At 64.0% G+C, this 25990-nt stretch carries 20 protein-coding genes, 1 tRNA gene and 1 pseudogene; 12 read left to right on the top strand and 10 right to left on the bottom strand.

Features of this window, described 5'->3' with window-relative positions:
* Positions 1-33: 33 nt before the first annotated feature.
* Entirely contained in the window at positions 34-1596 is a 1563-nt protein-coding gene (locus IVB54_RS04625) for an adenylate/guanylate cyclase domain-containing protein (protein ID WP_018453356.1), read from the bottom strand.
* A 178-nt stretch (positions 1597-1774) separates the two neighbouring features.
* On the opposite strand from IVB54_RS04625, the gene IVB54_RS04620 reads away from it, so the two are divergent.
* Positions 1775-2866 (top strand): enolase C-terminal domain-like protein, encoded by a 1092-nt coding sequence (locus IVB54_RS04620; protein ID WP_026232518.1) that lies wholly within the window; start codon positions 1775-1777, stop codon positions 2864-2866.
* A 68-nt stretch (positions 2867-2934) separates the two neighbouring features.
* On the opposite strand, the gene IVB54_RS04615 is transcribed toward IVB54_RS04620, so the two are convergent.
* Complete coding sequence (locus IVB54_RS04615; RefSeq protein ID WP_018453354.1) at positions 2935-3357, bottom strand: RidA family protein; 423 nt, start codon at positions 3355-3357, stop codon at positions 2935-2937.
* A gap of 119 nt (positions 3358-3476) precedes the next feature.
* Between IVB54_RS04615 and IVB54_RS04610 the strand changes: the two genes are divergently transcribed.
* Positions 3477-3614, top strand: coding sequence for an NUDIX domain-containing protein (locus IVB54_RS04610; RefSeq protein WP_018453353.1), 138 nt, complete (start codon positions 3477-3479; stop codon positions 3612-3614).
* 135 nt (positions 3615-3749) lie between these two features.
* Here IVB54_RS04610 and IVB54_RS04605 read toward each other — a convergent pair whose 3' ends face one another.
* Positions 3750-4010 carry a hypothetical protein gene (locus IVB54_RS04605; RefSeq protein WP_018453352.1) on the bottom strand — a complete coding sequence of 87 codons (261 nt, stop codon included), beginning with the start codon at positions 4008-4010 and terminating at the stop codon, positions 3750-3752.
* Positions 4007-4493 (bottom strand): annotated as a pseudogene (locus tag IVB54_RS04600) (L-2-amino-thiazoline-4-carboxylic acid hydrolase). The gene IVB54_RS04605 and the pseudogene IVB54_RS04600 overlap by 4 nt, the downstream one beginning before the upstream one ends.
* A 216-nt stretch (positions 4494-4709) precedes the next feature.
* Here IVB54_RS04600 and IVB54_RS04595 point away from each other — a divergent pair.
* A complete protein-coding gene (locus IVB54_RS04595) occupies positions 4710-5234 on the top strand; it encodes a nuclear transport factor 2 family protein (RefSeq protein ID WP_026232516.1) in 525 nt (174 codons plus the stop codon).
* Between the two features lie 189 nt (positions 5235-5423).
* Here the strand turns inward: IVB54_RS04595 and IVB54_RS04590 are convergent.
* Together IVB54_RS04590 and IVB54_RS04585 are read right to left on the bottom strand one after the other, a co-directional pair.
* Positions 5424-5498, bottom strand: a tRNA-Val gene (locus tag IVB54_RS04590).
* 73 nt (positions 5499-5571) lie between these two features.
* Complete coding sequence (locus IVB54_RS04585) at positions 5572-5931, bottom strand: response regulator (RefSeq protein ID WP_007597092.1); 360 nt, start codon at positions 5929-5931, stop codon at positions 5572-5574.
* Positions 5932-6294: 363 nt separating this feature from the next.
* Here IVB54_RS04585 and IVB54_RS04580 point away from each other — a divergent pair, with 363 nt between their 5' ends.
* From IVB54_RS04580 to IVB54_RS04570, 3 genes are all read left to right on the top strand, one after another.
* Positions 6295-7185, top strand: a complete 891-nt coding sequence (locus IVB54_RS04580) for an N-formylglutamate amidohydrolase (protein ID WP_018453348.1) — start codon at positions 6295-6297, stop codon at positions 7183-7185.
* A gap of 537 nt (positions 7186-7722) precedes the next feature.
* The gene (hisN, locus tag IVB54_RS04575) at positions 7723-8505 is read left to right on the top strand and encodes a histidinol-phosphatase (RefSeq protein WP_018453346.1); all 783 of its coding nucleotides are present in this window, start codon (positions 7723-7725) and stop codon (positions 8503-8505) included.
* A 17-nt stretch (positions 8506-8522) separates the two neighbouring features.
* Positions 8523-9488: a tripartite tricarboxylate transporter substrate binding protein gene (locus tag IVB54_RS04570; protein WP_018453345.1), complete on the top strand. Its 966-nt coding sequence runs from the start codon at positions 8523-8525 to the stop codon at positions 9486-9488.
* A 42-nt stretch (positions 9489-9530) separates the two neighbouring features.
* Here IVB54_RS04570 and IVB54_RS04565 read toward each other — a convergent pair whose 3' ends face one another.
* A complete protein-coding gene (locus tag IVB54_RS04565; protein ID WP_018453344.1) occupies positions 9531-10421 on the bottom strand; it encodes a LysR substrate-binding domain-containing protein in 891 nt (296 codons plus the stop codon).
* A gap of 89 nt (positions 10422-10510) precedes the next feature.
* Between IVB54_RS04565 and IVB54_RS04560 the strand changes: the two genes are divergently transcribed.
* On the top strand, positions 10511-11263 hold the full coding sequence (locus tag IVB54_RS04560; RefSeq protein WP_018453343.1) for a sulfite exporter TauE/SafE family protein: 753 nt from the start codon (positions 10511-10513) through the stop codon (positions 11261-11263).
* Between the two features lie 6 nt (positions 11264-11269).
* Here IVB54_RS04560 and IVB54_RS04555 read toward each other — a convergent pair whose 3' ends face one another.
* Positions 11270-11902 carry a LysE family translocator gene (locus IVB54_RS04555; protein ID WP_018453342.1) on the bottom strand — a complete coding sequence of 211 codons (633 nt, stop codon included), beginning with the start codon at positions 11900-11902 and terminating at the stop codon, positions 11270-11272.
* Between the two features lie 245 nt (positions 11903-12147).
* On the opposite strand from IVB54_RS04555, the gene IVB54_RS04550 reads away from it, so the two are divergent.
* Entirely contained in the window at positions 12148-13944 is a 1797-nt protein-coding gene (locus IVB54_RS04550; protein ID WP_247777084.1) for a tetratricopeptide repeat protein, read from the top strand.
* Positions 13945-14118: 174 nt separating this feature from the next.
* Positions 14119-16884, top strand: coding sequence for a di-heme-cytochrome C peroxidase (locus tag IVB54_RS04545; RefSeq protein WP_247777083.1), 2766 nt, complete (start codon positions 14119-14121; stop codon positions 16882-16884).
* A 79-nt stretch (positions 16885-16963) separates the two neighbouring features.
* Here IVB54_RS04545 and IVB54_RS04540 read toward each other — a convergent pair whose 3' ends face one another.
* The gene (locus IVB54_RS04540) at positions 16964-17911 is read right to left on the bottom strand and encodes an alpha/beta hydrolase (RefSeq protein ID WP_018453339.1); all 948 of its coding nucleotides are present in this window, start codon (positions 17909-17911) and stop codon (positions 16964-16966) included.
* A gap of 219 nt (positions 17912-18130) precedes the next feature.
* Between IVB54_RS04540 and IVB54_RS04535 the strand changes: the two genes are divergently transcribed.
* Both IVB54_RS04535 and IVB54_RS04530 read left to right on the top strand, forming a co-directional pair.
* Positions 18131-18592, top strand: coding sequence for an Hsp20 family protein (locus tag IVB54_RS04535; protein WP_026232515.1), 462 nt, complete (start codon positions 18131-18133; stop codon positions 18590-18592).
* Positions 18593-18908: 316 nt separating this feature from the next.
* The gene (locus IVB54_RS04530) at positions 18909-19679 is read left to right on the top strand and encodes an alpha/beta hydrolase (RefSeq protein WP_018453337.1); all 771 of its coding nucleotides are present in this window, start codon (positions 18909-18911) and stop codon (positions 19677-19679) included.
* 241 nt (positions 19680-19920) lie between these two features.
* Here IVB54_RS04530 and IVB54_RS04525 read toward each other — a convergent pair whose 3' ends face one another.
* Positions 19921-20670, bottom strand: coding sequence for a hypothetical protein (locus IVB54_RS04525; RefSeq protein WP_018453336.1), 750 nt, complete (start codon positions 20668-20670; stop codon positions 19921-19923).
* 492 nt (positions 20671-21162) lie between these two features.
* Between IVB54_RS04525 and gltB the strand changes: the two genes are divergently transcribed.
* Positions 21163-25896, top strand: coding sequence for a glutamate synthase large subunit (gene gltB / locus IVB54_RS04520; protein ID WP_026232514.1), 4734 nt, complete (start codon positions 21163-21165; stop codon positions 25894-25896).
* Positions 25897-25990: the final 94 nt, after the last annotated feature.

Below are 25990 nucleotides of genomic sequence, written 5' to 3'. Positions count from 1 at the left end.
TCTCTCGATGGGAGACGGCAACGCGCGTGCTCCTCACGCCGGGTTCAGCGAGGCCAGCGCATTCTCCAGCAGCGAGCGCACCCGCGCCGCGTCGCCGGATTTGACCACGGCGGGGTCGAGATAGAGCTCCAGCCCCGGCGCTCGCTCGGTGATGATCCCGCTCCTTTCGGCGGCCGCGTCGTTCAGCGCGTCGACCGAATAGGGAATGATTTCGCGGCTGATGCCCTTCATCGTGATCGCGGGCAGCGCGTGGGCGCGGACGATGTCGCTGACCAGCGCGAAGGTCTCGTAGCTCAGCACGATGCCGCCGGGCTCGGCGATCGATTGCAGGCGCGCGGCGAGGTTCGCCTCCGCACCGATGATGGTGTAGTCCATGCGATCGCTGCTGCCGAAATTGCCGACATTGCAATAGCCGGAATTGACGCCCATGCGGGCCTTGAACGGCAGCTCGATGCCGGAGGCGCGCCATTTCGCATTGAGCTCGGTGAGCCGGTGCTGCATGCGCCAGGCCATCTGAAGGCAGGCCTGCGCGTCGGCGCGGTCGCCTTTGGTCTCGGGGTCGCCGAAGAAGATCAGCATGGCATCGCCGATGAACTTGTCGATGGTGCCGCCAAATTCGTGGGCGACCGCCGACATCTCGGTGAAATATTCGTTGAGGAGCTGGGTCAGCAACTCCGGCTGGAGCCGCTCCGCCGTCGCGGTGAAATTCTGGATGTCGGAGAAGAAGATGGTGAGCTTCTTGCGCTCGGTGTGGATGGTGACGTCCTTCTGGCCGGAGAAGATGCTCTTGTAGACCTGCGGCGGGATGTAGCGCGAGATCTTCATCGACAGCGAAGCCAGGAAGTCGTTGGCGGATTCGAGCTCCTTGTTCATGCCCTTGATACGGCTCGCCTGGCGGCGCTGCAGCGAGAGAAACGACAGGCCGCTGCCGGCGGCGATCAGGAAATAGGCCAGCAGGAACTTGAACGAGAAGATGTTGGCGGCGATCGGCTGGGCGATGATCACCTCCTGGATGCCTCTGACGTCACCAACCTTCCAGTCCTTCTTCGGGCTCTCGGGGTGGCTGTTGTGGCAGCTGACGCAGGCCGGGCCCATCGTCACCGGAGCAATCAGCCGGACCTTGTCGTTGAACAGCGAGGTCTCGGTGTCGACGATCTTCTGCTCGGGATCGTTGCGAAGCGATTCGAGCGCGTCCTTCTCGAACTTGTCGAGCTGGTGCGGGGCGCGGTTCTGGAACGGGAAGTCCGAGACGAAACGGTAGGTGATGTTTTCCTGCTGCGCCCCGATCACCCGCCCTAGCTCCAGCGACAATGTCGCCGGGATCGGGATCGCGCCGGGGATGGATTCGTAGTTGTGAATCACCCTGGTCGTACCGTTCGGATTGGCGATGATGCGCCCGACCACGTTGGTCGCGTAGTAGCTGCGCACGCTCGTGATCACCGAATTCAGGTCGATCGCCTGCCGGCGCAGCGCGGTCTTGCTGAGTTCGGTCAGGTCCAGCCACACCGCGAGCGGCAAGGCGAGCAGCAGGAAGGCGATCGCGGCACCGGTCAGGATGCCGCTCTTGCGCTGTTCTTCGGAGATCTCTTGCTTCACTCTTTGGCTCCGTGATTGCGTTCCTGTCTCGAACTCGGGGCGATTTGCGGAACAGAGCCAATAAACGCGCTCCCGCGCAACCCCATTTTATGGTGGTCGCGCCAAGCGGCTTTTCGTTTCATGGCGAATGTTTAAGATCGGCATTTATCTGCATTCACTCCGCCAGGAGATCCACCAAATGGCCGAGACCATCCGCATCAAGCGCTTCAATGCGCGCTCCGTCATCGTGCCGATGAACCTCCCGCTCCAGACCTCGACCGGGGCTGTCGCAAAGGCACCGCTGGTGCTGATCGACTGCGAGACCGACCAGGGCGTCCAGGGGCACGCCTATCTGTTCTCGATCACGCCATCGGCCTTGAAGCCGCTGACGGCGATGGTCGCGGAAATGTCGGAGCTGCTTGCGGGCGACGAGCTGCTACCGTTCGAGATCGAGCGCAAGCTGACCCAGCGCTTCACCCTGCTGGGGCTCGCCGGCCTGCAGCGGCTGGCACAATCCGGCATCGACATGGCGGCATGGGACGCACTGGCGCGCGCACGCGGCCTGCCGCTAGCGCGGCTGCTCGGCGGCGCGCCAAGACCGGTCAGGGCCTACAATTCGAAGGGGCTCGGCATCATGCCGGCGGGTGCCGCGGTGGAGGAAGCCCACAAGCTGCTGGCCGAGGGCTTTCAGGCCGCAAAGATCCGCGTCGGCCGTCCCGATGCACGGGAAGACCTGAAGGTGGTGCGCGCGGTGCGCAAGGCCGTCGGCGACGACGTGACCTTGATGTGCGACTATAACCAGGCGCTGACGGCCACCGAGGCGATCCGCCGTGGCGAGATGCTCGACGATGAGGGCCTGACCTGGATCGAGGAGCCGATCCGTCACGACGATTATGAGGGTAACGCCCGCATCGCGGATGCGCTGCGCACGCCGGTCCAGATCGGCGAGAATTTCGACAGCGCCTTCGCGATGCAGACCGCGCTCTCAGCCGAAGCCTGCGACTACGTGATGCCCGACGTGCAGCGCATCGGCGGCGTCACCGGCTGGCTGCGCGCCGCCGCGCTGGCGCATGCCGCCGGGATCGAGATGTCGACGCATCTGTTCTCGGAAGTCAGCGCGCATCTTTTGTGCGTGACGCCGACCGCGCATTGGCTCGAATATGTCGACTGGGCCGACGCAGTGCTTTCAACGCGGCTGATCATCAAGGACGGCTTTGCCCTGCCGAACGAGGAGCCCGGCAACGGGATCGCGTGGGACGAGGCTGCGGTGAAGAAGTATCTGGTCGAATAGACCGCGTGTCGTCGCGACGTATCGAAGTGCGAACGTCGAAGCTGACGATCAGCGAACGGCATGCCTTCCTACGACTGAACAGCGGCAATCATACTCAGCTCGACCGGTGCACCCCGCGGCAACTCGGCGACGCCGACAGATGTACGCGTGTGACGACCGCGATCGCCTAGGCGCTCGATCAACCGGTCGGAAGCGCCGTTCATGACTTGCGATTGCTGAGTGAATCCAGGGGCCGAGGCGATGTATCCAACGAGCTGCAAGACCTGGACGATCTTGTCCTCTCCACCTGTTGCGTGATTGATGGCCGAAATGCAGAGATCTGCGCAGAGGGCCGCCGCCCCCTGTGCGGCGGCGACATCGACACCTGCGCCGACTTTACCGGAGCACAGCAGGGCTTCGCCGCGACGCGGCAGCTGACCACTGACATACGCAATTCCACCATGGATGATCACCGGCAAGTAGTTGCCACCTGGTTTGTTCACGCTGCTCATATCGATAACCTGCCTTCATTTCTCGCTGGCGTGGTGGGCGGACAATGGCAGGCGGGGAGTCGCGGATCAAGCTGCGCATTGCACCGAGGTGGTGCACGATAACGATCCCCCATGACCACATGGCGCCTTCATTCGCACATCGCGTCGTCGCGATCGGCGGCGAGATCGAGTTCGGCGAGAGCTGGCAGGCCGCGCTGGTGCGTAAGTTCCACGAGGAGCTCGGTATCGGAATCTCCATCGTGAAGGCGATGAGCTGAACACGTTGCTGCTTCCACATCGTCATTGCGAGCGCGGCCAAGCAATCCAGAACCCCTCCGCGGAAACAGTCTGGATTGCTTCGTTGCGCTCGCGATGACGGAGTGTGAGACAGCAGCGCTGCATGACCAGCTACGCTACCAAACCTCCGCGCCGGGAATCTTCCTGCGCACCGCGATGCGCTGGATCCAGATGCAGCGGCGGATGGATCTGTTGGAGCGGCCGACGGCCGAGATGCCCTCGCCGGCCTGAAGCAGCGGCGCCACGCTTTCGCGCAATGCGCGGCAGCGCTGCAGTTCGGCCTGCCAGTCGATGACCGCAGCAGCGGCGCGCGACGACATCAGCGCCAGCACCATCAGGGCAACATAGCTCGCCCGCATCACCCGCATTCCCTTCATTTTGATCCGCGCTCGTCGCGCCAGTAGCGGAAATCGCAATGGGACGCGCCTTGCATGATGGTTTGCGTGCGCGTGAGCCTGACGTCGGCGCCAAATCCATCAGCGGTCGCGAAGTCGGCGGTGCAGACCAGCAGGAAACCGAGCTCCGGCTCGCCCAGCGCCTTGTAGAACTCGGGCATAGGCGCATCGCGTCACGTCGAACGCAAAGGCGTCCTGGGTCTGCTCGATGATGTCATAGGCGAGCGCGTCGTCTCGGGCATAGGTCTTGAACGCCGACGCGACGGCCTTGCCGAGATCGGCTTCGTTGTTCGTGCTGTTCTTTGCCTTCCAGAATTCCTCGCCGAAGCCGCGATAGAGGTCGCCAAGCGCCTTGCGCACCAATGCATTGGCGCGCGCCTCGCCGAGTTCGGCCTGCAACGCCTTAACCAGGGGCACCAGCACCTGCGCCTGGATCTTTGCCTGCTCGATGACGGACACGCTCATGGGCAACCTTCATCCGGGTTACTTCACACCACAAGACGATAACTCAACTCGCTGCTCGCGGCGAGGGTTTGCTTGCCTGGTCCCGTGGCATCCGGAAGCCTACGTTTCCGTGATGTCGGGGTCATCGCCGATCGTGCAATCCTGAAAACATCGACCTGGCCACAATGGTATGACGCTCACCATTCAAATTCCGCCGGCAAATGACCAGAGGTGACCATGATCCGACCTAAAATGCCTTCAGGCAATTTCACGCCACGAGTGTTTTCACGGCGCCCTCAAGTTGCGGCGTTTGCCGCAGCGCTGTTTCTCGCCGCAACGTTCTGGCCGGCCGGAGGCGCGCAGGCTGCCGCAAATGATGCCGAAGCACGAACCATCTTCGAGAAATTCATCGCGGCGCAGAATGCGCATGATGCGGACGCCATGAAGGCCATGCTCCTGAATTCAGCCGGAACGCTGTTGTTTGCCAGAAACATCGAGACGCGCGGTCGCGATGAGGTCGCCGCGCGGTTCAAGACCTATTACGAGGGCACCTGGCACCTCGAACCCGACATGTCGAAATTCCGCGTCGCCGTGATCTCGAACGAGATCATGCAGATCCTCGTGCCGATCGTCTTTACGCGCGGCCTTCCGGGCAAGCCGCCACAACAAAATACGTTTCTGATCAGCCAGACCTACGTTCAGGATGCGGACGGCTGGCACGTCGCCTCCATCCTTCCGGTCGCAAACACGGAACTGAAATAGGGGATTTAGCGGCGGTGTGTCGGCGAAGGAGGCTGCCGCTCCAGTCCGTCTACGCTCTTCGAGCTACACCGGACACGCTTCGCCGAAATGAGATTGGTGGCTTGCCGAGCCGAACCTCGCGGCGGCAGCCCGCCTGCGCCCGTTGGGCTTCGGCGTGGCATCCTTCACTCGGCTATCGCGAGCGAAGGATGGTGGGCGCGACAGGGATCGAACCTGTGACCCCTACCATGTCAAGGTAGTGCTCTCCCGCTGAGCTACGCGCCCTAGATGTCTCTAGATCGGGTCGGGTCCCTATAACGGCTCACGGGAGCCGGTGCAAGGACGGAAGGGGGCCGATTTAGGCCGCCAGCATCTTGTTCACTTCGCTGACCAATTCGCGCAAATGCACGGGCTTGGACAGCACCTTGGCGTTCTTGGGGGCATCCGAATCGGAGTTCAGGGCGACCGCGGCGAAGCCCGTGATGAACATGATCTTGATGTCGGGGTCGAGTTCCGAGGCCCGGCGGGCGAGCTCGATGCCGTCCATCTCCGGCATCACGATGTCGGTGAGCAGCATCTCGAACGGCTCTTCCCGTAGCCGCTGATAGGCGGCCATGCCGTTATCGTGGGACGAGACCTGAAAACCGGCGTTTTCCAGCGCCTTGACCAGGAAACGGCGCATGTCGTTGTCGTCTTCGGCGAGCAGGATCTTTGGCATGGCGGAAATGTCGAATCCCCAGAGGATATCAGCGGAGGTCACTAAGCCCGACGGAGGGTAAATTTGGGGTGAAAATCTTTACCCTCCGCAGCTCGCGCTGCCGGACTCTTGTGAACCGGAATACGGCACGAAGCAATCGAGCCGTACCTGCCGGTCCCCACCTCGCTGCCCGCAGGGTTAAGACATGTTCCAGCGCAGATCTCATCTTTTCGCTTGGCAGGATGGTTGCGATTCCGGACAATGACGACACATAAGAGCCGCCCGATCGGCCGAATCAATGCGCCAAGGGCGAAGCCTGATACCGAGAGGCGGAGCCTGATTGCCAAGGGCGAAGCCTGACACCAAGGGACGAAGCCTGAGAAGATGACCCGGTTTGACGGCGACAAGTCGCCAGCCTTCGAGATCGTTGAGCCCGCGCAATGGCGCGCGCCGGTTATCTTCAACTCGCCCCATTCCGGCTCGACCTATCCGGACGAATTCCTCAGCGCCTCCAGGATCGACCTGCCGACGCTGCGGCGTTCCGAAGATTCCTTCATGGACGAGCTGATCGGCCATCTCAGCGAGCGCGGCTTTCCGACCGTGCGGGTCAACTTTCCGCGCTCCTATGTCGACGTCAACCGCGAGCCCTATGAGCTCGATCCCCGGATGTTCACCGGGCGCCTGCCGAGCTTTGCCAACACCCGCTCGATGCGGGTTGCCGGCGGACTTGGCACCATTCCGCGCGTGGTCGGCGACGGCCAGGAGATCTATCGCGAGCGCATCCTGGTCGACGACGCGCTGGGGCGGATCGAGACGCTGTACAAGCCGTATCATCGCGCGCTGCGCCGGCTGATCAACAAGGTGCACCAGATGTTCGGCACCGTCGTGCTGGTCGACTGCCATTCGATGCCCTCGGTCGGCGTCTCCCGCGACGAGCCGCGCCGGCCCGACATCGTCATCGGCGACCGCTACGGCACGAGCTGCACGCCGCTATTGCCCGACCGGGTCGAGGAGACCATGGCCGGCCTCGGCTATTCGATCGGCCGCAACAAGCCCTACGCCGGCGGCTTCATCACCGAGCATTACGGTAACCCGGCCAGTGGCCTGCATGCCGTGCAGCTCGAGCTCAACCGCGCAATCTACATGGACGAGCGGCGGCGCGAGCGCAGTCCGCGCTTTGCACAAGTGGCGTCGGACTTCGGCGTGCTCGCAGACGTGCTGGCGACCACGGTCCCGTTCGGCGATCTCGGCCCGTTCCAGGCCGCGGCTGAATAGGCGCGACGTTTTCTTCGAACAATTGTGTTGGGTGCGATCAGCGCGAATGCGTTTCGCGGCGAGCATCGAAATGAAAGCCGATGCCGAGAGAAAGCAGAGGCTGAAAGAAAAAAGGGCCGCTTCTAATGAAGAAGCGGCCCAAGTCTAGGGAGGAAACGCCCAAGGAGGGCAGCAGTAACGCGAGAAGCGCTACCGCACCGCAACAATATGCGGCCGCGACGCACAAAGTGCAAGGGCTTTCGACCGGTTTCCCATGCAATGAGGACATAGCTCGGTTGCTTCTAGAGAAACCCAGATTCAGTTCCTTTGATAAGGAAATTCAATGGGTTGATAGTCATTTGCATACGAACGAGGCAGATCCGGAACTAAGGTTTCAACTCAATGATCGATTTTTGGCCAGCCAAGTTCTTTGAAGGAGGGACGCATCCGGCATCCAAAATACCAGGGTGCAAAAGCAAGACAGCGCTGCACGATTCTTCCGATTTGAGCTAGGCAGGAGTGAGCTTCACCCGACTTTCGCTTTTTTGAGGATACGCCGTGACGGTGATCGATTTCTCCGCCTTCATCGGACGGCTCGCCACCGCCTCCGGCGAAACCATCCTACCGTTCTTCCGCACCTCGCTGTCGATCGAGGACAAGAGCAAGACCAAGGATTTCGACCCCGTGACCGAGGCCGATCGCGCCGCGGAGGCGGTGATGCGGCGTCTGATCAAGGCCAACTTTCCCCAGCACGGCATCGTCGGCGAGGAATTCGGCAACGAGCGCGAGGATTCGGATTATGTCTGGGTGCTCGACCCCATCGACGGCACCAAATCCTTCATCGGCGGCTTTCCGATCTGGGGCACGCTGATCGCGCTCCTGCACAAGGGCACGCCGGTCTACGGCATGATGCACCAGCCCTTCATCGGCGAACGCTTTTCCGGCGACAGCGGCTCGGCTCATTATAAAGGCCCGTCCGGCGAGCGCCGGCTCCAGGTCCGGCGCTGCGCCTTGCTGTCGGAGGCGACGACCTACACCACCAGCCCGCTGCTGATGAGCGAGCGCGACCGCGCCATCTTCGGCCGCATCGAAACGGGCGCGCGGCTGTCGCGCTATGGCGGCGACTGCTACTCCTATTGCATGCTGGCGGCAGGTCACGTCGATCTCGTGGTCGAGACCGAGCTGAAGCCTTACGACATCGCAGCCCTGATCCCGATCGTGACCGGTGCCGGCGGCGTCGTCACCACCTGGGAAGGCAAGCCGGCCCAGGGCGGCGGCCGCATCGTCGCGGCCGGCGACGCCAGGGTTCACGAAGAAGCACTGAAACTGCTCAACGGCTAGGCGATCTAGGAGCCTGCATGACCAACCGGCGTACGCTCCTTCTCGCGGCCTTGCTTCTTTTTCCGACGCTCGCCTCCGCCCAGAATTTCCCGGCCAAGCCGATCAAGCTGATCGTGCCGTTTCCGGCCGGCGGCCCCAACGATATCATCGCGCGGGTGATCGGCCAGCGCATGTCGGAACTGTCAGGGCAGCCGGTGCTGATCGACAATCGCGGCGGCCAGGGTGGCGTGCTCGGCACCGATGCCGTCTCCAAGGCTGCACCTGACGGCTACACCATCGCGATCTCCAGCGCCGGCGCGCTGGCGATCAGCCCGAGCATGGAAAGGGTCGCCTACGATACGCTCAACGACCTCACGCCCGTGACGTTGGTCGCAACCGTGCCGGAAATGTTGGTGGTCGCCACCAACGTCCCCGCAAAGGACATCGCGGAATTGATCGCGCTCGCCAAGGCGCAGCCGGGAAAACTCAACTTCGCCTCCTCCGGACCCGGCAGCCTGCCGCATCTCGCCGGTGAATTGTTCAAGCTGACGGCCAAGATCGACATCGTGCACGTGCCCTATCGCGGCGCGGCGCCCGCCGTGAACGATCTGCTGGGCCAGCAGGTGCAGATGACGTTCCTGGACCTCCCCGTGCTGCTGCCGCAGGTCAAGGCGGGCGCCCTGCGACCGATCGCGGTCGGCTCCGCCGAGCGTTCGCCGACGGCGCCTGACGTGCCGACCACCGCGGAAGCGGGCTTTGCGGATCTGCGCATCGAGAACTGGTACGGCATGGTCGCGCCGAAGGGCACGCCGAAGGAGATCGTCACCGCGCTACATGATCTGGCCACGAAGGCGATGGCGGATCCGGCGGTGAAGGAAAAGCTCGCTGCCCAGGGCGCGACGCTGGTCGGCGATGAGCCGGAGCATTTTCGCACATTCATCGCGGACGAGACGAAGAAATGGGCGAAGGTGATCAAGGACGCTGGCGTGGAGACGGCGAAGTAGCTGCGTCTTAACCTCTTCTAAAGGGAGGGGAAATCCCAGAACTCACACCGCCGCAGACCGCAAATGCTCCACCAGCATCTTCGCCGGGCGCGGTAGTGTCTTGAAGCTTCGCGCGCAGATCACGAGTTTGCGGTTGGCCCAGCTATCGCGCAGGCGGACCATGGCGAGCGGCATCAGTTTTGCGCAGCGGCGGGCCGCGGCTTCGGGCACCAGCGCGACGCCGACATCGGCGGCGACCATCTGGCAGATCGCATCGAAGTCGCGCAAGCGTGCGCGGTAATGCGGCCGCATGCCGAGCCGGGCGGCGTGCTTCGAAATATGCACCTGAAGCGCGGTGGCGCTGGTCAGCCCGACGAAGTCGCAAGCGCCCGCCTCCTGGAAATCGATCGCGCGGCGGCCGGCGAACGGGCCGCGCCTAGACGTCACCAGCGTCAGGCGATCCTCGCTGAAGGCGAATCGCTCGATATGATCGGGCAGCGCGTGCTCGGCGGCGAAGCCGAGATCGGCCGCGCCCGCAGTGATCGCGGCCGCGATGTCGGTGCTCTCGCGCTCCTCGATGTCGATGGCAACGTCGCGATGCTCGCGCAGGAAGCCGGCGAGCGCCTTCGGCAGATGCTCCGAAAGCCCCGAGGTATTGGCGAGGAAGTGCACGCTGGCGCGCACGCCGCTGGCAAAGCCGGCGAGATCGCCGCGCATGGCGTCGATCTGGTGAATGACGAGACGGGCGTGATCGAGCAGGCTCTCGCCGGCCGAGGTCAACTCAACGCCGCGGCGCCCGCGCTTGAGCAGCGCGACGCCGAGCGCATCCTCCAGCCCCTTGATGCGCGCGCTGGCTGAGGCCAGCGCCAGATGCGACCGCTCCGCGCCGCGGGTGATGCTGCGCTGGTCGGCGACCGCGATGAACAGCTGGAGGTCGACGAGGTCGAAGCGCATCGGGGGTCCCTTCAGCCTTCGTTCCAAACGAAGGCTTTCTCCGTAAGCTACAGATTGTGCCGGCGCGCTGCATCGGTCAATGTGCAGATATGATCGACCCGCTCCTCATTCTCATCGCCGCCGTTTTCCTGATCGCCGGATTCGTCAAGGGCGTGGTCGGGCTCGGCCTGCCGACTGTCTCCATGGGCCTGCTCGCGGTGAGCATGGCGCCGAGCCGCGCGATCGCCATCGTGATCGTCCCCGCCATCGTCACCAACATCTGGCAGACCTTCGTCGGCCCCCATTTGCGCGATATCCTGAGGCGGCTGTGGCCGCTGATGATCGGCACCGTGATCGGGTGCTGGCTCAATGCCGGCGCGCTCACCGGCCCGCATGCGCGCTACGGCACGATCGTGCTCGGCGTGCTCCTGGTCATCTACGCGATCATCGGGCTGAACAAATTCCAGTTTCATGTTGCGCCAAAGAACGAGAAATGGGTCGGCGGCGTGGTCGGCGTGGTCACCGGCGTGATCTCGGCCTCGACCGGCGTGCAGGTGATCCCCTCGATGCCGTTCATGCAGGCGATCGGCATGGAGAAGGACGAGCTGGTGCAGGCGCTCGGCGTGTTTTTCACGACAGCGACACTGGCGCTCGCCTTCAATCTCACCGCGGGGGGATTGCTGACGCCGGCCAACGCGGTGCCGGGCGCCGTGGGCATGGCCTGCGCGTTTGCCGGCATGTATATCGGCCAAACGGTGCGGGCGCGGATGCCGGCGGAAGCGTTTCGCCGCTGGTTCCTGATCGCGATGATCCTGCTCGGCCTCTATCTCGCCGGCAGCGCGCTGCTGAAGGAATTCGCGTAAAGGACGTTACCGCGTCTCCAGCATGGCGACGCGGATGCCGAGATAGATGAAGAGGCCGCCGAGGGTACGGTTGACCCAGGCGACCGCGCCTTCGGAGCTCCGCAAGCGGTGGGCGGCCCTTGCCGCGAACGCCGCCAGCACCAGGCACCACAGCGTTCCCGTGCAGATGAAGATCAGGCCCAGCATCAGGAAGGCGAGCGGCTTGTGCGCCGAGTCCGCTGCGACGAATTGCGGCAGGAAGGCAAGGAAGAACAGCGCGACCTTGGGATTGAGCGCGTTGGTGAAGACGCCCTGGAGGAAAACCCGCCGCAGCGAGCTCTGCACAGGCTCGTCGATGGCCGAGGCCAGCACCGGGCGCGACCACAGCATCTGAAGCCCGGTCACGACGAGATAGGCCGCTCCGACCAGCTTCAGGATCGAGAACGCGGTCGATGAGGCCATCAGCAGGGCCGAAAGGCCGATTGCCGCGCCCGCGACATGGAAAAAGCAGCCGCAACTGATGCCCAGCGCGGCCGCGGCGCCACCTCGCCAGCCCAGCTGCATGCTGCGGCCGATCACATAGACCGTATCAGGCCCCGGCGTGATGTTGAGCAGCACGCCCGACAGGACGAAGAGCCAGATTTCGTGAATGCCCAGCATGTGTGACGTGCCTCCGCCGCCCAACCGTAGCCCAAGAGGTCGGCTTAGTGCGTTCGCTCGTCCCCGTCCACTGCCGGATTGCCGAGGATTTACCTCGAATTTGCAATGCGGATCATACTTTCGCTCGGCCTCATCTGCTCTATAAGGAACGGGTTCTTTGAATGCGGGATTCGAGGCGACTGCCACGCCGTGGCCGGTCCTCGATCTCTTCCAAGTCTCTTGCAAGTCTCTTGGAGCTCCGGAATATGGAAAGACGTCTGGCTGCCATTGTCTGCGCCGATGTCGCCGGCTATTCGCGCATGATGGGCACCGATGAGGCCGGCACCCATGCCGCCTTCAAGGCCCATCGCAGCGCGATCCATCCCATCATCCTCAATCACGGCGGCCGCGTCGTCAAAAACACCGGCGACGGCTTCCTGCTGGAATTCCCCTCGATCGTCGGCGCCACCGAGGCCGCGATCGCGATGCAGACCCTGATGGCGGAGCGCAATCACCATCTGCCCGCCGATCGCGCCATGCAGTTCCGCCTCGGGATCCATATGGGTGACGTCATCGCCGACGAGGACGAGGTCTTCGGTGACGATGTCAACATTGCCGTCCGCCTCGAAGCCGTGGCGAGCCCCGGCGGCTTCGCCATCTCGGCCAAGGCCTACAAGGAGGCCAGCAAGCATCTCACCGTGCCGCTGGTCGATGCCGGCAACCACCGCTTCAAGAACATCAAGGATCCGATCGGGGTCTGGACCTGGACGCCTGAAGGTGCACCGGCGCTTGCGCCCGCGCTGAGGGAGGCATCCGCCCTCTCGCAGCAGTATCGCACCGCGATCGTCGGCGTGCTCCCTTTCGCCAATCTCAGCGACGCACAGGACGAGTATTTCTCCGACGGCCTGACCGAGGATCTGATCCACGCGCTGTCGCTGCAATCCTTCTATCGCGTGCTGAGCCGCAACTCGACGTTCGTGTTCAAGGGCAACAACGCCAGCACCCGCCTGATCGCGCGGGAGATCGACGCCACCTATCTGATCCAGGGTTCGGTGCGGCGTGCCGGAGCCAAGATCCGCGTGACCGCAGAGCTGATCGCGCCGGAGACCGGCGAGCAGCTCTGGACTGGCCGCTACGACCGCGACATCGGCGATCTCTTCGCGATGCAGGACGAGATCACCACCAACCTGTCCGCCGCCATCGCCACCGAGATCGTCCGGGCCGAAGCCTCGGCGCCGGCGCGGCTCTCGACCGACGTCACCGCCTGGGACCGCTTCCTCAAAGGACTGTCGCACTATTATCGGCAAACCAAGGAAGACCTGGCCATCGCCGTCGACCTGTTCCGGGAGGCCTTCAGGCTCGAGCCCAAGCTGTCGATTGCGCACGCCTATCTCGCCACGATTCAGATCCAGAGCATCCAGTTCGGCTGGGTCAAGGGCACGCGCGAGATGTGGGCCGAGGCGATGAAGCTTGCCGAAACCAGCGTTCGGCTCGATCCGCGCTCGTCATTTGCGTTCTCGATCCTGTCCTGGACCCACGCGCTGGAGGGGCATTACGAGGCCGCGATGGACGCCGCCAAGCGCGCCGTCGCGCTCAACCCCTACGACAACGGCGCGCGCGGCGTGCTCGGCATCTGCCATTTCGTCATCGGCGAGCACCGCGAGGCGATCGAGCTGTTCTCGATGGCCGCACAGCGCGACAACAGCGATCCGCGCTACCAATGGGCCGCACTGAACGCCTTCAGCCATTATCTGCTGGGCCAATATGACGCGACTCTGTCATGGGCTCGAGAACAGCTCTACATCAACCCGAACCATTTGCAGGCGCTGGCAATCCGCGCCGCGGCGCTGGCGCAATTGGGACGCGGCGACGAGGCGGTCGAGGCGACCCGCGTGCTCATGGCTAACTACCCGACTCTCAATGTCGACCGCCATTTGCGCAATTTCCACTGGAAGCGGCCCGAGGACCTCGCCCATTACCGCGCCGGACTCTTGAATGCGGGCGTGCCGCTCGGCAAACTGACCCTGGTTTCGAGCGACGTCAAACGCGTCGCCGAATCCTGAGAGCCAGCCGCGGCCACGCGGCAATGTCCCCTCCGCCTTTATTGACACGACAGTGAATTCAGCCACACTCGGCTACACGCTGAAGTAGTATAACGTGTTGTCGGTTTGTCAGGACTTTCCGCGCTCTATCGCCGCGTCTGTATTTCACGATTCGCCGTTTTCAGGATTTGGGCCATGCATGACTCCGCTCCGAAGCCCTCCTTAGACCCTTCGATCCAGGTCTCCCCGAACAATCCCTGTCCATTCCTCCGCGGCCTCGTCGGCGAGGGGTTTGTTGACGGCAGAACCGTTCCGCTCGGCACGCTGTCGCAAACGATCGCGAATGCGAGCGGCGAGACCGGGCTGAAGAAGGTCTCGGCCCGCATCCAGGTCCGCGGCGTTGCGCTTATCGCCAACGGGCTCGGTCACATCCTGAAGAGCATATTTTCGGGCGCACAGCTCGACGCGTTGCGTGGCGGCCCTCTCGACAAGCGCGGTGCCGGCTCGCGCGTCCTCGGCGTCGACGGCAAGGTCGATGAGGACGAGCTTGCGCGGTTTGCGAGCTTCGGCCGGGACTACCGGGATCCGAACGGCGGCGGCTCTGAGCCCGGTCTCAACGCCTCGGAAATCGGCGTCTTCATGCGCTACAACCTCAAGCGCGCCGGCAGCGCCGCGCGCTGGTACTACCCCCTGCTGATGAAGTTCGAGTGGCCGATCCTCCTGAAGATCATGGGCAAGGGCGCGGGTGAGGACCGCTATCTCAGCGTGGCCGACGTGCGCACTCTGTTCAACGAGCGGCAATTCCCTGCTCGCATCAACCAGCGGCTGGTATCGCAGCCGGTGCTGTCCACCTGCCAGCGTGTGGTGCGGGGCGCCCTCAAGGTTGCGGCCCTGCTGCTCGCCCTCGGTCTCGCCTTGCTCGTTGCGGTCGCCGAATTTCCCGACCAGGTGCGCGCCATGCTGCCGCAAAAGGGAATTCTCGTGAATCTCCTGCCGCCACCCTTGCCCACGGTCCCGGAGACGAAGGCGGCCTTTTGGCTCGAACAGAATTGGTCGCTGAAGGACAGGCACTGGTTTCACCATGCCAGCCAGGGCACAGCGACCTTCCCGGTGCCCTATGAATGGTTCATGGCCCTGGAGCAGCCGCGCCTGCATCTGTTCTCGGCGCCGGGCATGATGACGGACGGCACCTATCTCGAGCGCTTCGGGTTCATCCCGAGCCCGCAGTCGATCCAGACTGACGCGACGTCACTGCGCCGCTTCGGCTATGCCAATGTCTACGAGACGACACAGGTGCCGGACTGGTCGACCAGGTGGACGCCGGCGGAGAACGTCGACGGCCTGCCGGTCGGCTTCGCACGGATGACCGGTGTCGTCGATCCCGCGACCGGCCGTCGCGAAGAGGACAAGATCGGGCTGACCTGCGCGGCCTGCCATACCGGCCAGATCCACTACCAGGGCGTGGACGTGCGTTTCGACGGCGGCCCGGCCATGACCGACCTGAAGAAGCTCGAGGTCTCCACCGGCCTGTCGATCGCCTACACGCTTTACGTGCCGTTCCGCTTCCAGCGCTTCGCCGATCGCGTGCTCGGCCCCGATGCCAGCAAGGCTGACCGCGCCGCGCTCAAGCAGAAGCTCAGCGCGATCGGCAACTTCCTGATCGACTGGGCGCAAACCCAGCAAAAGACGATCGAAGGCAAGAAGACCTGGAACGGCAGGCAGCAGCAGGACACCGAGGAAGGGTTCGGTCGCCTCGACGCTCTCAATCGCATCGGCAATCAAGTTTTTTCGCAGGATCTCGCGCTGAGCGGGATCAAGGGATTCGAGAAGAACCTGCACGCCCAGGACGCGCCGGTCAGCTATCCCCCGATCTGGACCGTGCCCTGGTTCAAGTTCGCCCAGTACGACGCCTCGATCGAGCAGCCGCTGATCCGCAACGCCGGCGAAGCCCTCGGCGTGACGGCGCTGCTCAACCTGTCCGACGCCTACCCGGAGGACAGGCTGTGGCGCTCCTCGGTTCATATCAACACGCTCGGCTGGATCGAGGACATGCTCAGGGGGCCAGACCCGTTCAAGACGGCAGATCCCTCCACCGGCCCGAAGTTCGGCGGCCTGCTGGCGCCGAAATGGCCCTCGCAGATCCTTGGCGACAATTGGAGGCTCGATCAAAAGAAGGTCGACAATGGCCGCAAGATCTACGCCGAGATGTGCTCCGGATGCCATCTGCCGGCGATCGACACCCCGGCTTTCTGGTCGTCGGGACATTGGGAGCCGAGCGGCGACAGCAAGGTGCTGAACGCGGTGACGATCCCCCTCGACGAGATCAAGACGGATCCCGAACAGTCGCTCGTGCTCAGCAACAGGATCGTCGATCTGCCCGGCTTCCTGAAGGTGAATACGGCCGACCTCCAGAAATGGTGGCAATGCGACGTCTCGACCGCAAGCTCGCCGACCGAGATGGTTTATGCGCTCGGGTTGATGACGGTGGTGGATCTCGTCGCCCGCAAATGGATGGACGACGAGAAGACTCCGGACGCCGAGCGGTCGAAATTGTGGAATCTCGCGCGCAAGAACTGCCTCAATCCGGTGGGGGGAGCACGCTATCGGGCACGGCCGCTGAACGGCGTCTGGGCCACGGCACCCTATCTGCACAACGGTTCGGTGCCCTCTCTCTACTGGTTGCTGAAGCCTGCAAGCGAGCGCCCGCAAAAATTCTGCATGGGCCGCCGCGACTATGATCCCGTGACCGTCGGCTTTGCGGTCACCGCCAACGAGAAGTGCAAGACGGGTGAAACCGAGTTCTCGGCCGGGTCGGACAAGGATCCGATCCAGGGCAACAGCGTGCTCGGCCATTCCTTCGAGCGCAAGCCGGGCGAGGAAAAACGTCCCGGTGTCATCGGCCGCGTGTTCAAGGACGACAACGAGCGCTACGATCTGATCGAGTATCTGAAGACGCTGTAGTGGGTGATGCTACTTCCTCGTCATGGCCGGGCTTGTCCCGGCATGCCGGCGTGTGGTCGCAGGGCAGCATCGCCTCCCCTCACTTGAACAGCGGCGTGCCTGGCACGAAGGCGTCGAAGGCTGCCCAGAATTGGGAACGGTAGCGGTCCTGCTCCTGGAGAATCTCGTGCTTGGCACCGGCGATCACGAGATGGGAGCCTGCGCGCAAATGATAGGCGAACTCCTCGATCGCCGCGATCGAGACCACGGTGTCGCTGGAGGCCGCCAGCATCAGGATCGGCTGACGGATCTCGGACGGGTAGTTTTTGCCCTTGAAGGTGTTCATCGCGCGGAAGGCGGTATCGGCCCAGGCGACCGTCGGTGACGCGAGCCCGAGGGTCGGATCCTCCTCCAGGATTGCGGCATTGCGCGCATAGCGCACGGGGTCGCTGGTCAGCGGATTGTTGATGAAGGGATTGAGCCCGGTGATCTGGTCGCTGCCGCCGGGGACATAACGGCCGCCCATCCCCAGCACGCGCATCGTCTTCAGCAGAGCCCGCGCCGGAAACGAGGTGGCGCGGCCGGGGAGGTCGATCATCGGCGCAGACAGCACCATGCGGTCGAACCAGCGCTTGCCCGCATGCGCCACCCGCAGCATCACGGTGCCGCCCATGGAGTGGGCGAGCGCGAAGAAGGGCGGCGGGCAATCCGGCAGCACCACCTGCTGCACGAAGGTCTCGACGTCGATCTCGAAATCAGCGAAGTCGCGGACATAGCCCTTGCGCGGATCGCGCAGGCGGCGCGAGGAGTGGCCCTGCCCGCGCCAGTCGATCATCGCCACCGCAAAACCGCGGTCGCGCAGGTCGCGCACGGTCTCGAAATACTTCTCGATCTGCTCGCTGCGTCCGGTGAAGACGCAGACCGTGCCCTTGCGGTTCGCCGGCGGTGCCCAGCGCGCAAAGCGCAGCTCGACGCCATCAGGGGTCTTGATGGTGCCGCTGACGACGTCTTCGGGAACGGGATTGGACGGTATCGAGACCAGCGTCATGATGGGGAGGGCTTGGGCACGAAGAGCTGCAAATCAGGGGCGGGAGCGCCGAAAAGGCTGAGTATCCGCCCTCTTGAACGCCGTTCCCCTGAACCCATATCACCTTGGTGCAGGCCGCTACCAGTGTTTCGGAACCGGAACATCAGGCTGCACACAGACGAAAGCCCGGCCCGATTGGCGGGCGGGTTACTCAACAGTCGCTCAATGGAGGACTTGACCATGCGTACCTACGACCTGACCCCCTTCTACCGTTCCACCGTCGGCTTCGACCGTCTCTTCAACCTGCTCGACCAGGCCGGTTCGGACGGCAGCCCCGGTTATCCCCCCTACAATATCGAGCGTACCGGTGAGAACGACTACCGCATCACCGTTGCGGTTTCGGGCTTTGCCAAGGATGAGCTCTCCATCGTCGCGAAGGAAAACACGTTGACGATTAAGGGCGAGAAAGTCGCCAACGAGAACTCGAAGGCCGAAGTGCTGTACCGTGGCATCGCCGCGCGTGCCTTCGAGCGCGCCTTCCAGCTTGCCGACTTCGTGCAGGTGAAGAACGCCTCGCTCGAGAACGGGCTGCTTCACGTCGACCTCGTCCGTGAGATTCCCGAAGCGAAGAAGCCCCGCCACATCGCGATCAACACCGGTGCGCAAGGCGCACAGGTGATCGAGAACTCGGTAGCCGCGTAAATCACGTCGGCCGCTTCCAGGTTGCGAAAACGCCCCGGTGCCCCGGGGCGTTTTTTTGTTGGGCTCTCCTCGTCCCGGCGAGAGCCGGGGAATCCTGCCGCGAGATCGATCAATCGTGCACGGAAGAAATACCGAACGACGGATCTGCCATACCTTACCAGAGAGGATGGTCTCGGTCGTCGCCGGGACGTCACCGATTGCTGAACGGCCGTGCTGGACTGTTGCGCCGCATCACAGAGCGGTGAAATGGCGTAACACCGCCGCCCCGCGCATCGTCTTTTGGATATCGAACCCAAAAACAAGACGGAGAACAATCATGACTTTCTGGCGCAGCCTTTTCGTCGCCGCGAGCCTGCTGGCGGCCCCTCTCAGCCTCGCTCACGCGCAGACGCCGCAGACCGTAAAGGCCAAGAACGTTGTGCTGGTGCACGGCGCCTGGGCCGACGGCTCAAGCTGGTCGGAAGTGATCCCGATCCTCCAGGCCGCAGGGCTCAACGTAACTGCCGTGCAAAATCCGTTGTCGTCGCTTGCGGATTCCGTCGAGGCGACCAAGCGCGTGCTGGCCGAACAGGATGGTCCGACCGTGCTGGTCGCGCATTCCTGGGGCGGCACCGTGATCAGCCAGGTCGGCACCGACCCGAAGGTCACCGGCCTCGTCTATGTCGCCGCCCGTGCGCCCGATGCCAACGAGGATTTTGTCGCGCTGTCGAAGCAGTTTCCGGCGGGACCGGCACGCGCCGGCGTCGTCGAGCGCGACGGCTACACCAAGCTGTCAGAAGACGCCTTCCTGAAGTACTTCGCCAATGGCGTTAAGCCGGAGCAGGCCAAGGAGCTCTACGCCGTGCAATGGCCGACGGCCGCCTCGATCTTCGCCGGTCGCACCACGGAGGCGGCATGGCATTCCAAGCCGAGCTGGTACGCGGTGTCGAAGAACGACTACACCATCAATCCCGATCTCGAACGCTTCCTCGCCAAGCGCATGAACGCAACCACGATCGAGCTCGACGCCGGCCATCTGTCGCTGGTGTCGCATCCGAAGGAGGTGGCGAATTTGATCCTGGAAGCGGCGGGGTATGGCCGGAGCTGAGCCGCGCTCGTCATGGTTCAGAAGGCGCCTGAGTGCTGAGACGCCTTCTGTTTGCGCTAACTCTCTCCCCAACCTCGTCTTGGCGAAGGCCAGGACCCATCACCACAGGGAGGAGTTTGGCGAAGATTCGGAGTTCGGTACTCCCGCGTCACTCATATGATGCACCTCGCGGTATGGGTCCTGGCCTTCGCCAGGACGACACCGTTGGGGTGATGCGGGCCATCGCCTCAAACGCCCGCGCTTAGTCCAGCCCCTGTGCCGCCGGCATCTCCTGCGTAGGCAGGATAGTCGCGGCAGGCTTGACCTGACCTACGGTTGGCGCGGCGGCTTGCGGTGCGACCTCAGCGGGCTTGGACGGCACGGCGGCCGCGGTCTGCGTCACAGGTTGTGCCTGCGGCACCTGGGCCTGCGGCGTCGCAGGCTCGGCCGGCTTGGCGGGGACGCCCGGGGCCTCGCGCGGCGGAGCCGCCTTGGGCAGCGGCACGGAACGGCTGGCGACATGCGGGATCGGGGCCGGAGGGCGGGGCGGACCACTGCGGACCATGGTCGGCGGCGGCAGCGCGCTTTGCGGGCGGTAAGGTGCAACCGCAGGCTGCTCGTAGCCGGGTGCCATGCCGTAGGCGTCGGCAGCCGGCATGAAGCGCAAAATCCTTCCGTCGCGGGCATCGATCACGAGCCGGCCGTCCTCCCCCCGGCGGTCAATCACCGCGATGGTGTAGACGCCGCCGCGCAGGCGCGGGATGCCCAGTGGAGAGAAGCCGTTCTCGCGCAGCACCGCGTAGACCTCGGTCGATGGCAGCAGCACCGGGGCCGGCCCGCGTTCTTCGTAGCCATAGCCGTAGCGCGGCGGCGGCGCGGCCTCCGACGGCGCATAGGGGGCGTCGAAATCCGAGACCGCGATCATCGCCCCTCGCGCTGGAACCTGCGCTTGAGCCGCGGTCGCGGCCAGCGCCAGCGTGGCGGCGGCCACACATCCTGTGAAAAACTTCATGGTCGAGACGCTCCTGTCAGGCCCCCGGATGGATCGCGCTCTTTTGCTTCTTGCGGCGTGGCGGGTCTTCCAAAGGGTTGATCCGAAGCTTCATTGGGGATTCCGGCGTCGGCAGGGCCGGATCAGGGCGCGTTTGCTTCAAAACCGGGGCCGCGCAACTTTTGGAAAGCGATTGATTGACATGTGGGGAATCGGGACTTGCGCGCGCTTGTGTGATAGACAAAAATTTGGCAAGGTGATGGTTAGGACAGGAAGACTGTCTCAATTTTGCTTGCGGTTCCGGCATAGGGATTGCAACGAAAGTCGGTGCTTTCGAGCGCCAAGAAGGCAACAGGCAAAGCCGTTCTCGGGGACGAAGAACGCCTTGGCCTGAATTTAAGAAAATGCGGCTCGCGAGCGGACGAGCGGTGACCCAGAAGCGGGTGCCGCGGGACGCCCAAGGTGCGCCGAAGATGGCGGTGAGGCAGCTTGCCGCATGGAGAGGACGAGAACATGAACGGGTCGCAAGTCGAGCGCGGAAACATCGTGGCAGAACAACTGTCGGCGACGGTCGCCTCGAAAACGACCGATCCGATTCAGGAACACAATTCACGGCCGCCGGCCGTAGGCCTGTACGATCCGAGCCTGGAAAAAGATTCCTGCGGCGTCGGCTTCATCGCCAACATCAAGGGCCAGAAGTCGCACGAGATCGTCGCGGACGCGCTCAGCATCCTCTGTAACCTCGAGCACCGCGGCGCCGTCGGCGCCGACCCGCGCGCCGGTGACGGCGCCGGCATTCTGGTGCAGATCCCGCATGCTTTCTTCAGCCGCAAGGCGAAGGAGCTCGGCTTCGTGCTGCCCAATCCGGGCGAATACGCCATCGGCGCGTTGTTCATGCCGCGCGACACTGCCTGGCGCAACGTCATCAAGAGCATCATCGCCGACCAGATCAAGGAAGAGGGCCTGACGCTGCTCGGCTGGCGCGACGTGCCAACCGACAATTCCTCGCTCGGCGTCACCGTAAAGCCGACCGAGCCCGCCTGCATGCAGGTGTTCATTGGCCGCAACGGCACCGCCAAGACCGAGGACGATTTCGAGCGCCGGCTTTACATCCTGCGCAAGTCGATCTCGCAAGCGATCTATCAGCGCCGCGACCGCGGCCTCGCCGGCTACTATCCGTGCTCGATGTCCTGCCGCACCGTGATCTACAAGGGCATGTTCCTCGCCGACCAGCTCGGCAAGTACTATCCCGATTTGCACGAGAAGGATTTCGAGAGCGCGCTGGCGCTCGTGCACCAGCGTTTCTCGACCAACACCTTCCCGGCGTGGTCGCTGGCGCATCCCTACCGCATGATCGCGCATAATGGCGAGATCAACACGCTGCGCGGCAACGTCAACTGGATGGCGGCGCGCCAGGCCTCGGTGAGCTCCGAGCTGTACGGCAAGGACATCAACCGGCTCTGGCCGATCTCCTACGAAGGCCAGTCGGACACCGCCTGCTTCGACAACGCACTCGAATTCCTGGTGCAGGGCGGCTACTCGCTGCCGCACGCCGTCATGATGATGATTCCGGAGGCGTGGGCCGGCAATCCCTTGATGGATGAGAAGCGCCGCGCCTTCTACGAATATCATGCAGCCCTGATGGAGCCGTGGGACGGCCCCGCCGCGATCGCCTTCACCGACGGCCGCCAGATCGGTGCCACGCTGGACCGCAACGGCCTTCGGCCGGCGCGCTATCTCGTCACCAAGGACGACCGCATCGTGATGGCGTCCGAGATGGGCGTGCTGACGATTCCCGAGGACCAGATCATCACCAAGTGGCGCTTGCAGCCCGGCAAGATGCTGCTGGTCGACCTCGAGCAGGGCCGCCTCATCCCCGACGACGAGATCAAGGCCGAGCTCGCAAGGAGCCATCCCTACACGGAGTGGCTGGAGCGGACCCAGATCGTGCTGGAAGAGCTGCCGAAGGTGCCGACCACCGGCGTGCGCTCCAACCTGTCGCTGCTCGATCGCCAGCAGGCGTTCGGCTACAGCCAGGAAGACATCACCATCCTGATGACGCCGATGGCCTCCACCGGCGAGGAAGCCGCAGGCTCGATGGGCAACGACACGCCGATCTCGGCGCTGTCGGCCAAGGCCAAGCCGCTGTTCACCTACTTCAAGCAGAACTTTGCGCAGGTCACCAATCCGCCGATCGATCCGATCCGCGAGGAGCTGGTGATGAGCCTCGTCTCCATCATCGGACCGCGGCCGAACCTGTTCGACCTGCAAGGCCTAGCCACTACCAAGCGCCTCGAAGCGCGCCAGCCGATCCTGACCGACGCGGACCTCGAAAAGATCCGCTCAATCTCCGAGGTCGCCGAGTCGCACTTCAAGTCGCGCACGCTGGACACCACCTTCCACGCCGGCCTCGGCGCGGCCGGCATGGACCAGGTGCTGGACGAGCTCTGCGCGCGCGCCGAGAGCGCGGTGCGCGAGGGCGTCAACATCATCATCCTGTCCGACCGCATGGTCGGCACCGACCGGGTTCCGATCCCGTCGCTGCTGGCCTGCGCCGCCGTGCATCATCATCTGATCCGCACCGGATTGCGCACTTCGGTCGGCCTCGTCGTCGAATCCGGCGAGCCGCGCGAAGTGCATCACTTCGCCTGTCTCGCCGGCTACGGCGCGGAAGCGATCAATCCGTATCTGGCGTTCGAGACCATCATCGCGATGAAGGACCGCCTGCCCGGCTCGCTCGACGACTACGAGATCGTCAAGCGCTACATCAAGTCGATCGGCAAGGGCCTGCTCAAGGTGATGTCCAAGATGGGCATCTCGACCTACCAGTCCTATTGCGGCGCGCAGATCTTTGACGCCATTGGCCTGAAGGCGGAATTCGTCGGAAAATTCTTCGCGGGCACGCACACCCGCGTCGAGGGCGTCGGTCTTGGCGAGATCGCCGAAGAGGCGGTGCGCCGTCATGCCGACGCGTTCGGCGACGCGCTCGTGTACAAGACCTCGCTCGATGTCGGCGGCGAATATGCCTATCGCAGCCGCGGCGAGGACCATGCATGGACCGCCGAGTCGGTGGGGCTGCTCCAGCACGCCGCGCGCGGCAATTCGCTGGAACGCTACCGCGCCTTCGCGAAGATCCTCAACGAGCAGTCGGAGCGTCTCCTGACGCTGCGCGGCCTGTTCCGGATCAAGAATGCGGACGAAGAGAAGCGCAAGCCGGTACCGCTCGACCAGGTCGAGCCGGCCAAGGACATCGTCAAGCGTTTCGCCACCGGCGCGATGAGCTTCGGCTCGATCTCGCGCGAGGCGCACACCACGCTCGCGATCGCCATGAACCGGATCGGCGGCAAGTCGAACACCGGCGAAGGCGGCGAGGAAGCCGACCGCTTCAAGCCGATGCCGAACGGTGACAGCATGCGCTCGGCAATCAAGCAGGTCGCCTCGGGCCGCTTCGGCGTCACCACGGAGTATCTCGTCAACTCCGACATGATGCAGATCAAGATGGCGCAGGGTGCAAAACCCGGCGAAGGCGGCCAGTTGCCCGGCCACAAGGTCGATGCCACCATCGCAAAGGTCCGGCATTCGACGCCGGGCGTCGGCCTGATCTCGCCGCCACCGCACCACGACATCTACTCGATCGAGGATCTGGCGCAGCTCATCTACGACCTCAAGAACGTCAACCCGGACGGCGCGGTCTCGGTCAAGCTCGTCTCGGAGATCGGCGTCGGAACCGTAGCCGCGGGCGTCGCCAAGGCGCGCGCCGACCATGTCACCATCGCGGGCTTCGAGGGCGGCACCGGCGCTTCGCCGCTGACCTCGATCAAGCACGCCGGCTCGCCGTGGGAGATCGGCCTCGCCGAAACCCACCAGACGCTGGTGCGCGAGCGGCTGCGCAGCCGCATCGTGGTCCAGGTCGACGGCGGTTTCCGCACCGGCCGCGACGTCGTGATCGGCGCGCTGCTCGGCGCCGACGAGTTCGGCTTCGCCACCGCGCCCCTGATCGCGGCCGGCTGCATCATGATGCGCAAGTGCCATCTCAACACCTGCCCGGTCGGCGTCGCGACCCAGGACCCCGTCCTGCGCAAGCGCTTCACCGGCCAGCCCGAGCATGTGATCAACTACTTCTTCTTCGTCGCCGAGGAGGTCCGCGAGATCATGGCCTCGCTCGGCTTCCGCAGCTTCAACGAGATGATCGGCCAGGTGCAGCTGCTCGACCAGACCAAGCTGGTCGCGCACTGGAAGGCCAAGGGGCTCGATTTCTCCAAGCTCTTCGTCAAGCAGAAGGAAGAGAAGGGCCAGAAGATCTATCACTCCGAGCGCCAGAACCATCATCTGGAAGCGGTGCTCGACCGCACGCTGATCGAGCAGGCGACGCCTGCGCTCGACCGCGGTGCGCCGGTGAAGATCGAGGCCAAGATCAACAGCACCAACCGCTCCGCGGGCGCGATGCTGTCGGGTGCGGTCGCCAAGATCTACGGCCATGCCGGCCTGCCGCATGAGACCATCCATGTCAGCCTCAAGGGCACCGCCGGCCAGGCCTTCGGCGCCTGGCTGGCGCAAGGCGTCACCTTCGAGCTCGAAGGCGAAGCCAACGACTATGTCGGCAAGGGCCTCTCGGGCGGCAAGATCATCGTCAAGCCGCCGGCCAACAGCGGCATCGTGCCGGAAGAGAGCATCATCGTCGGCAACACCGTGATGTACGGCGCCATTCAAGGCGAGTGCTACTTCCGAGGCATCGCCGGCGAGCGTTTTGCCGTGCGCAATTCCGGCGCCGTGGCGGTGGTCGAGGGCGCCGGCGACCATTGCTGCGAATACATGACCGGCGGCATCGTGGTCGTGCTCGGCAAGACCGGACGCAACTTCGCGGCCGGCATGTCCGGCGGCATCGCCTATGTGCTGGACGAGACCGGCGACTTCGACAGGCTGTGCAACATGGCGATGGTCGAGCTCGAGCCGGTGCTGTCGGAAGAGCTGATCAACGCCGGCACCTATCACCACTCCGGTGACCTCGAAGCGCACGGCCGGGTCGACGTGTTCAAGGACCTGCTCGCCTCCGACGTCGAGCGGCTGCACGTCCTGATCACGCGCCATGCGAAGGCGACAGGCTCCAGGCGCGCCGCCGACATCCTGGCCAACTGGAAGGACTGGCTGCCAAAATTCCGCAAGGTGATGCCGGTCGAATACCGGCGCGCGCTGCGCGAGATGGCCGCCAACGCGGACGCCGAGCCGAAAATCGCGATCGGGGCGTAAGAAATATCAGCGCCCGTCATTGCGAGCGTAGCGAAGCAATCCAGACTTTCTCCTCGGATGCAGACTGGATTGCTTCGAAGCTCACGCTCCTCGC

It is taken from the genome of Bradyrhizobium sp. CW1 (assembly GCF_023100665.1).
GTDB lineage: Bacteria > Pseudomonadota > Alphaproteobacteria > Rhizobiales > Xanthobacteraceae > Bradyrhizobium > Bradyrhizobium canariense_D.
This window is presented reverse-complemented; position numbering and strand designations above follow the sequence as displayed.

Bases quoted from the DNA above. Each gene is read 5' to 3' on its own strand.
- IVB54_RS04620 (WP_026232518.1), top strand. From the start codon at position 1,775: ATGGCCGAGACCATCCGCATCAAGCGCTTCAATGCGCGCTCCGTCATC.
- IVB54_RS04615 (WP_018453354.1), bottom strand. From the start codon at position 3,357: ATGAGCAGCGTGAACAAACCAGGTGGCAACTACTTGCCGGTGATCATC.
- IVB54_RS04610 (WP_018453353.1), top strand. From the start codon at position 3,477: ATGGCGCCTTCATTCGCACATCGCGTCGTCGCGATCGGCGGCGAGATC.
- IVB54_RS04605 (WP_018453352.1), bottom strand. From the start codon at position 4,010: ATGAAGGGAATGCGGGTGATGCGGGCGAGCTATGTTGCCCTGATGGTG.
- IVB54_RS04595 (WP_026232516.1), top strand. From the start codon at position 4,710: ATGATCCGACCTAAAATGCCTTCAGGCAATTTCACGCCACGAGTGTTT.
- IVB54_RS04585 (WP_007597092.1), bottom strand. From the start codon at position 5,931: ATGCCAAAGATCCTGCTCGCCGAAGACGACAACGACATGCGCCGTTTC.
- IVB54_RS04580 (WP_018453348.1), top strand. From the start codon at position 6,295: ATGACCCGGTTTGACGGCGACAAGTCGCCAGCCTTCGAGATCGTTGAG.
- IVB54_RS04570 (WP_018453345.1), top strand. From the start codon at position 8,523: ATGACCAACCGGCGTACGCTCCTTCTCGCGGCCTTGCTTCTTTTTCCG.
- IVB54_RS04565 (WP_018453344.1), bottom strand. From the start codon at position 10,421: ATGCGCTTCGACCTCGTCGACCTCCAGCTGTTCATCGCGGTCGCCGAC.
- IVB54_RS04560 (WP_018453343.1), top strand. From the start codon at position 10,511: ATGATCGACCCGCTCCTCATTCTCATCGCCGCCGTTTTCCTGATCGCC.
- IVB54_RS04555 (WP_018453342.1), bottom strand. From the start codon at position 11,902: ATGCTGGGCATTCACGAAATCTGGCTCTTCGTCCTGTCGGGCGTGCTG.
- IVB54_RS04550 (WP_247777084.1), top strand. From the start codon at position 12,148: ATGGAAAGACGTCTGGCTGCCATTGTCTGCGCCGATGTCGCCGGCTAT.
- IVB54_RS04545 (WP_247777083.1), top strand. From the start codon at position 14,119: ATGCATGACTCCGCTCCGAAGCCCTCCTTAGACCCTTCGATCCAGGTC.
- IVB54_RS04540 (WP_018453339.1), bottom strand. From the start codon at position 17,911: ATGACGCTGGTCTCGATACCGTCCAATCCCGTTCCCGAAGACGTCGTC.
- IVB54_RS04535 (WP_026232515.1), top strand. From the start codon at position 18,131: ATGCGTACCTACGACCTGACCCCCTTCTACCGTTCCACCGTCGGCTTC.
- IVB54_RS04530 (WP_018453337.1), top strand. From the start codon at position 18,909: ATGACTTTCTGGCGCAGCCTTTTCGTCGCCGCGAGCCTGCTGGCGGCC.
- IVB54_RS04525 (WP_018453336.1), bottom strand. From the start codon at position 20,670: ATGAAGTTTTTCACAGGATGTGTGGCCGCCGCCACGCTGGCGCTGGCC.
- gltB (WP_026232514.1), top strand. From the start codon at position 21,163: ATGAACGGGTCGCAAGTCGAGCGCGGAAACATCGTGGCAGAACAACTG.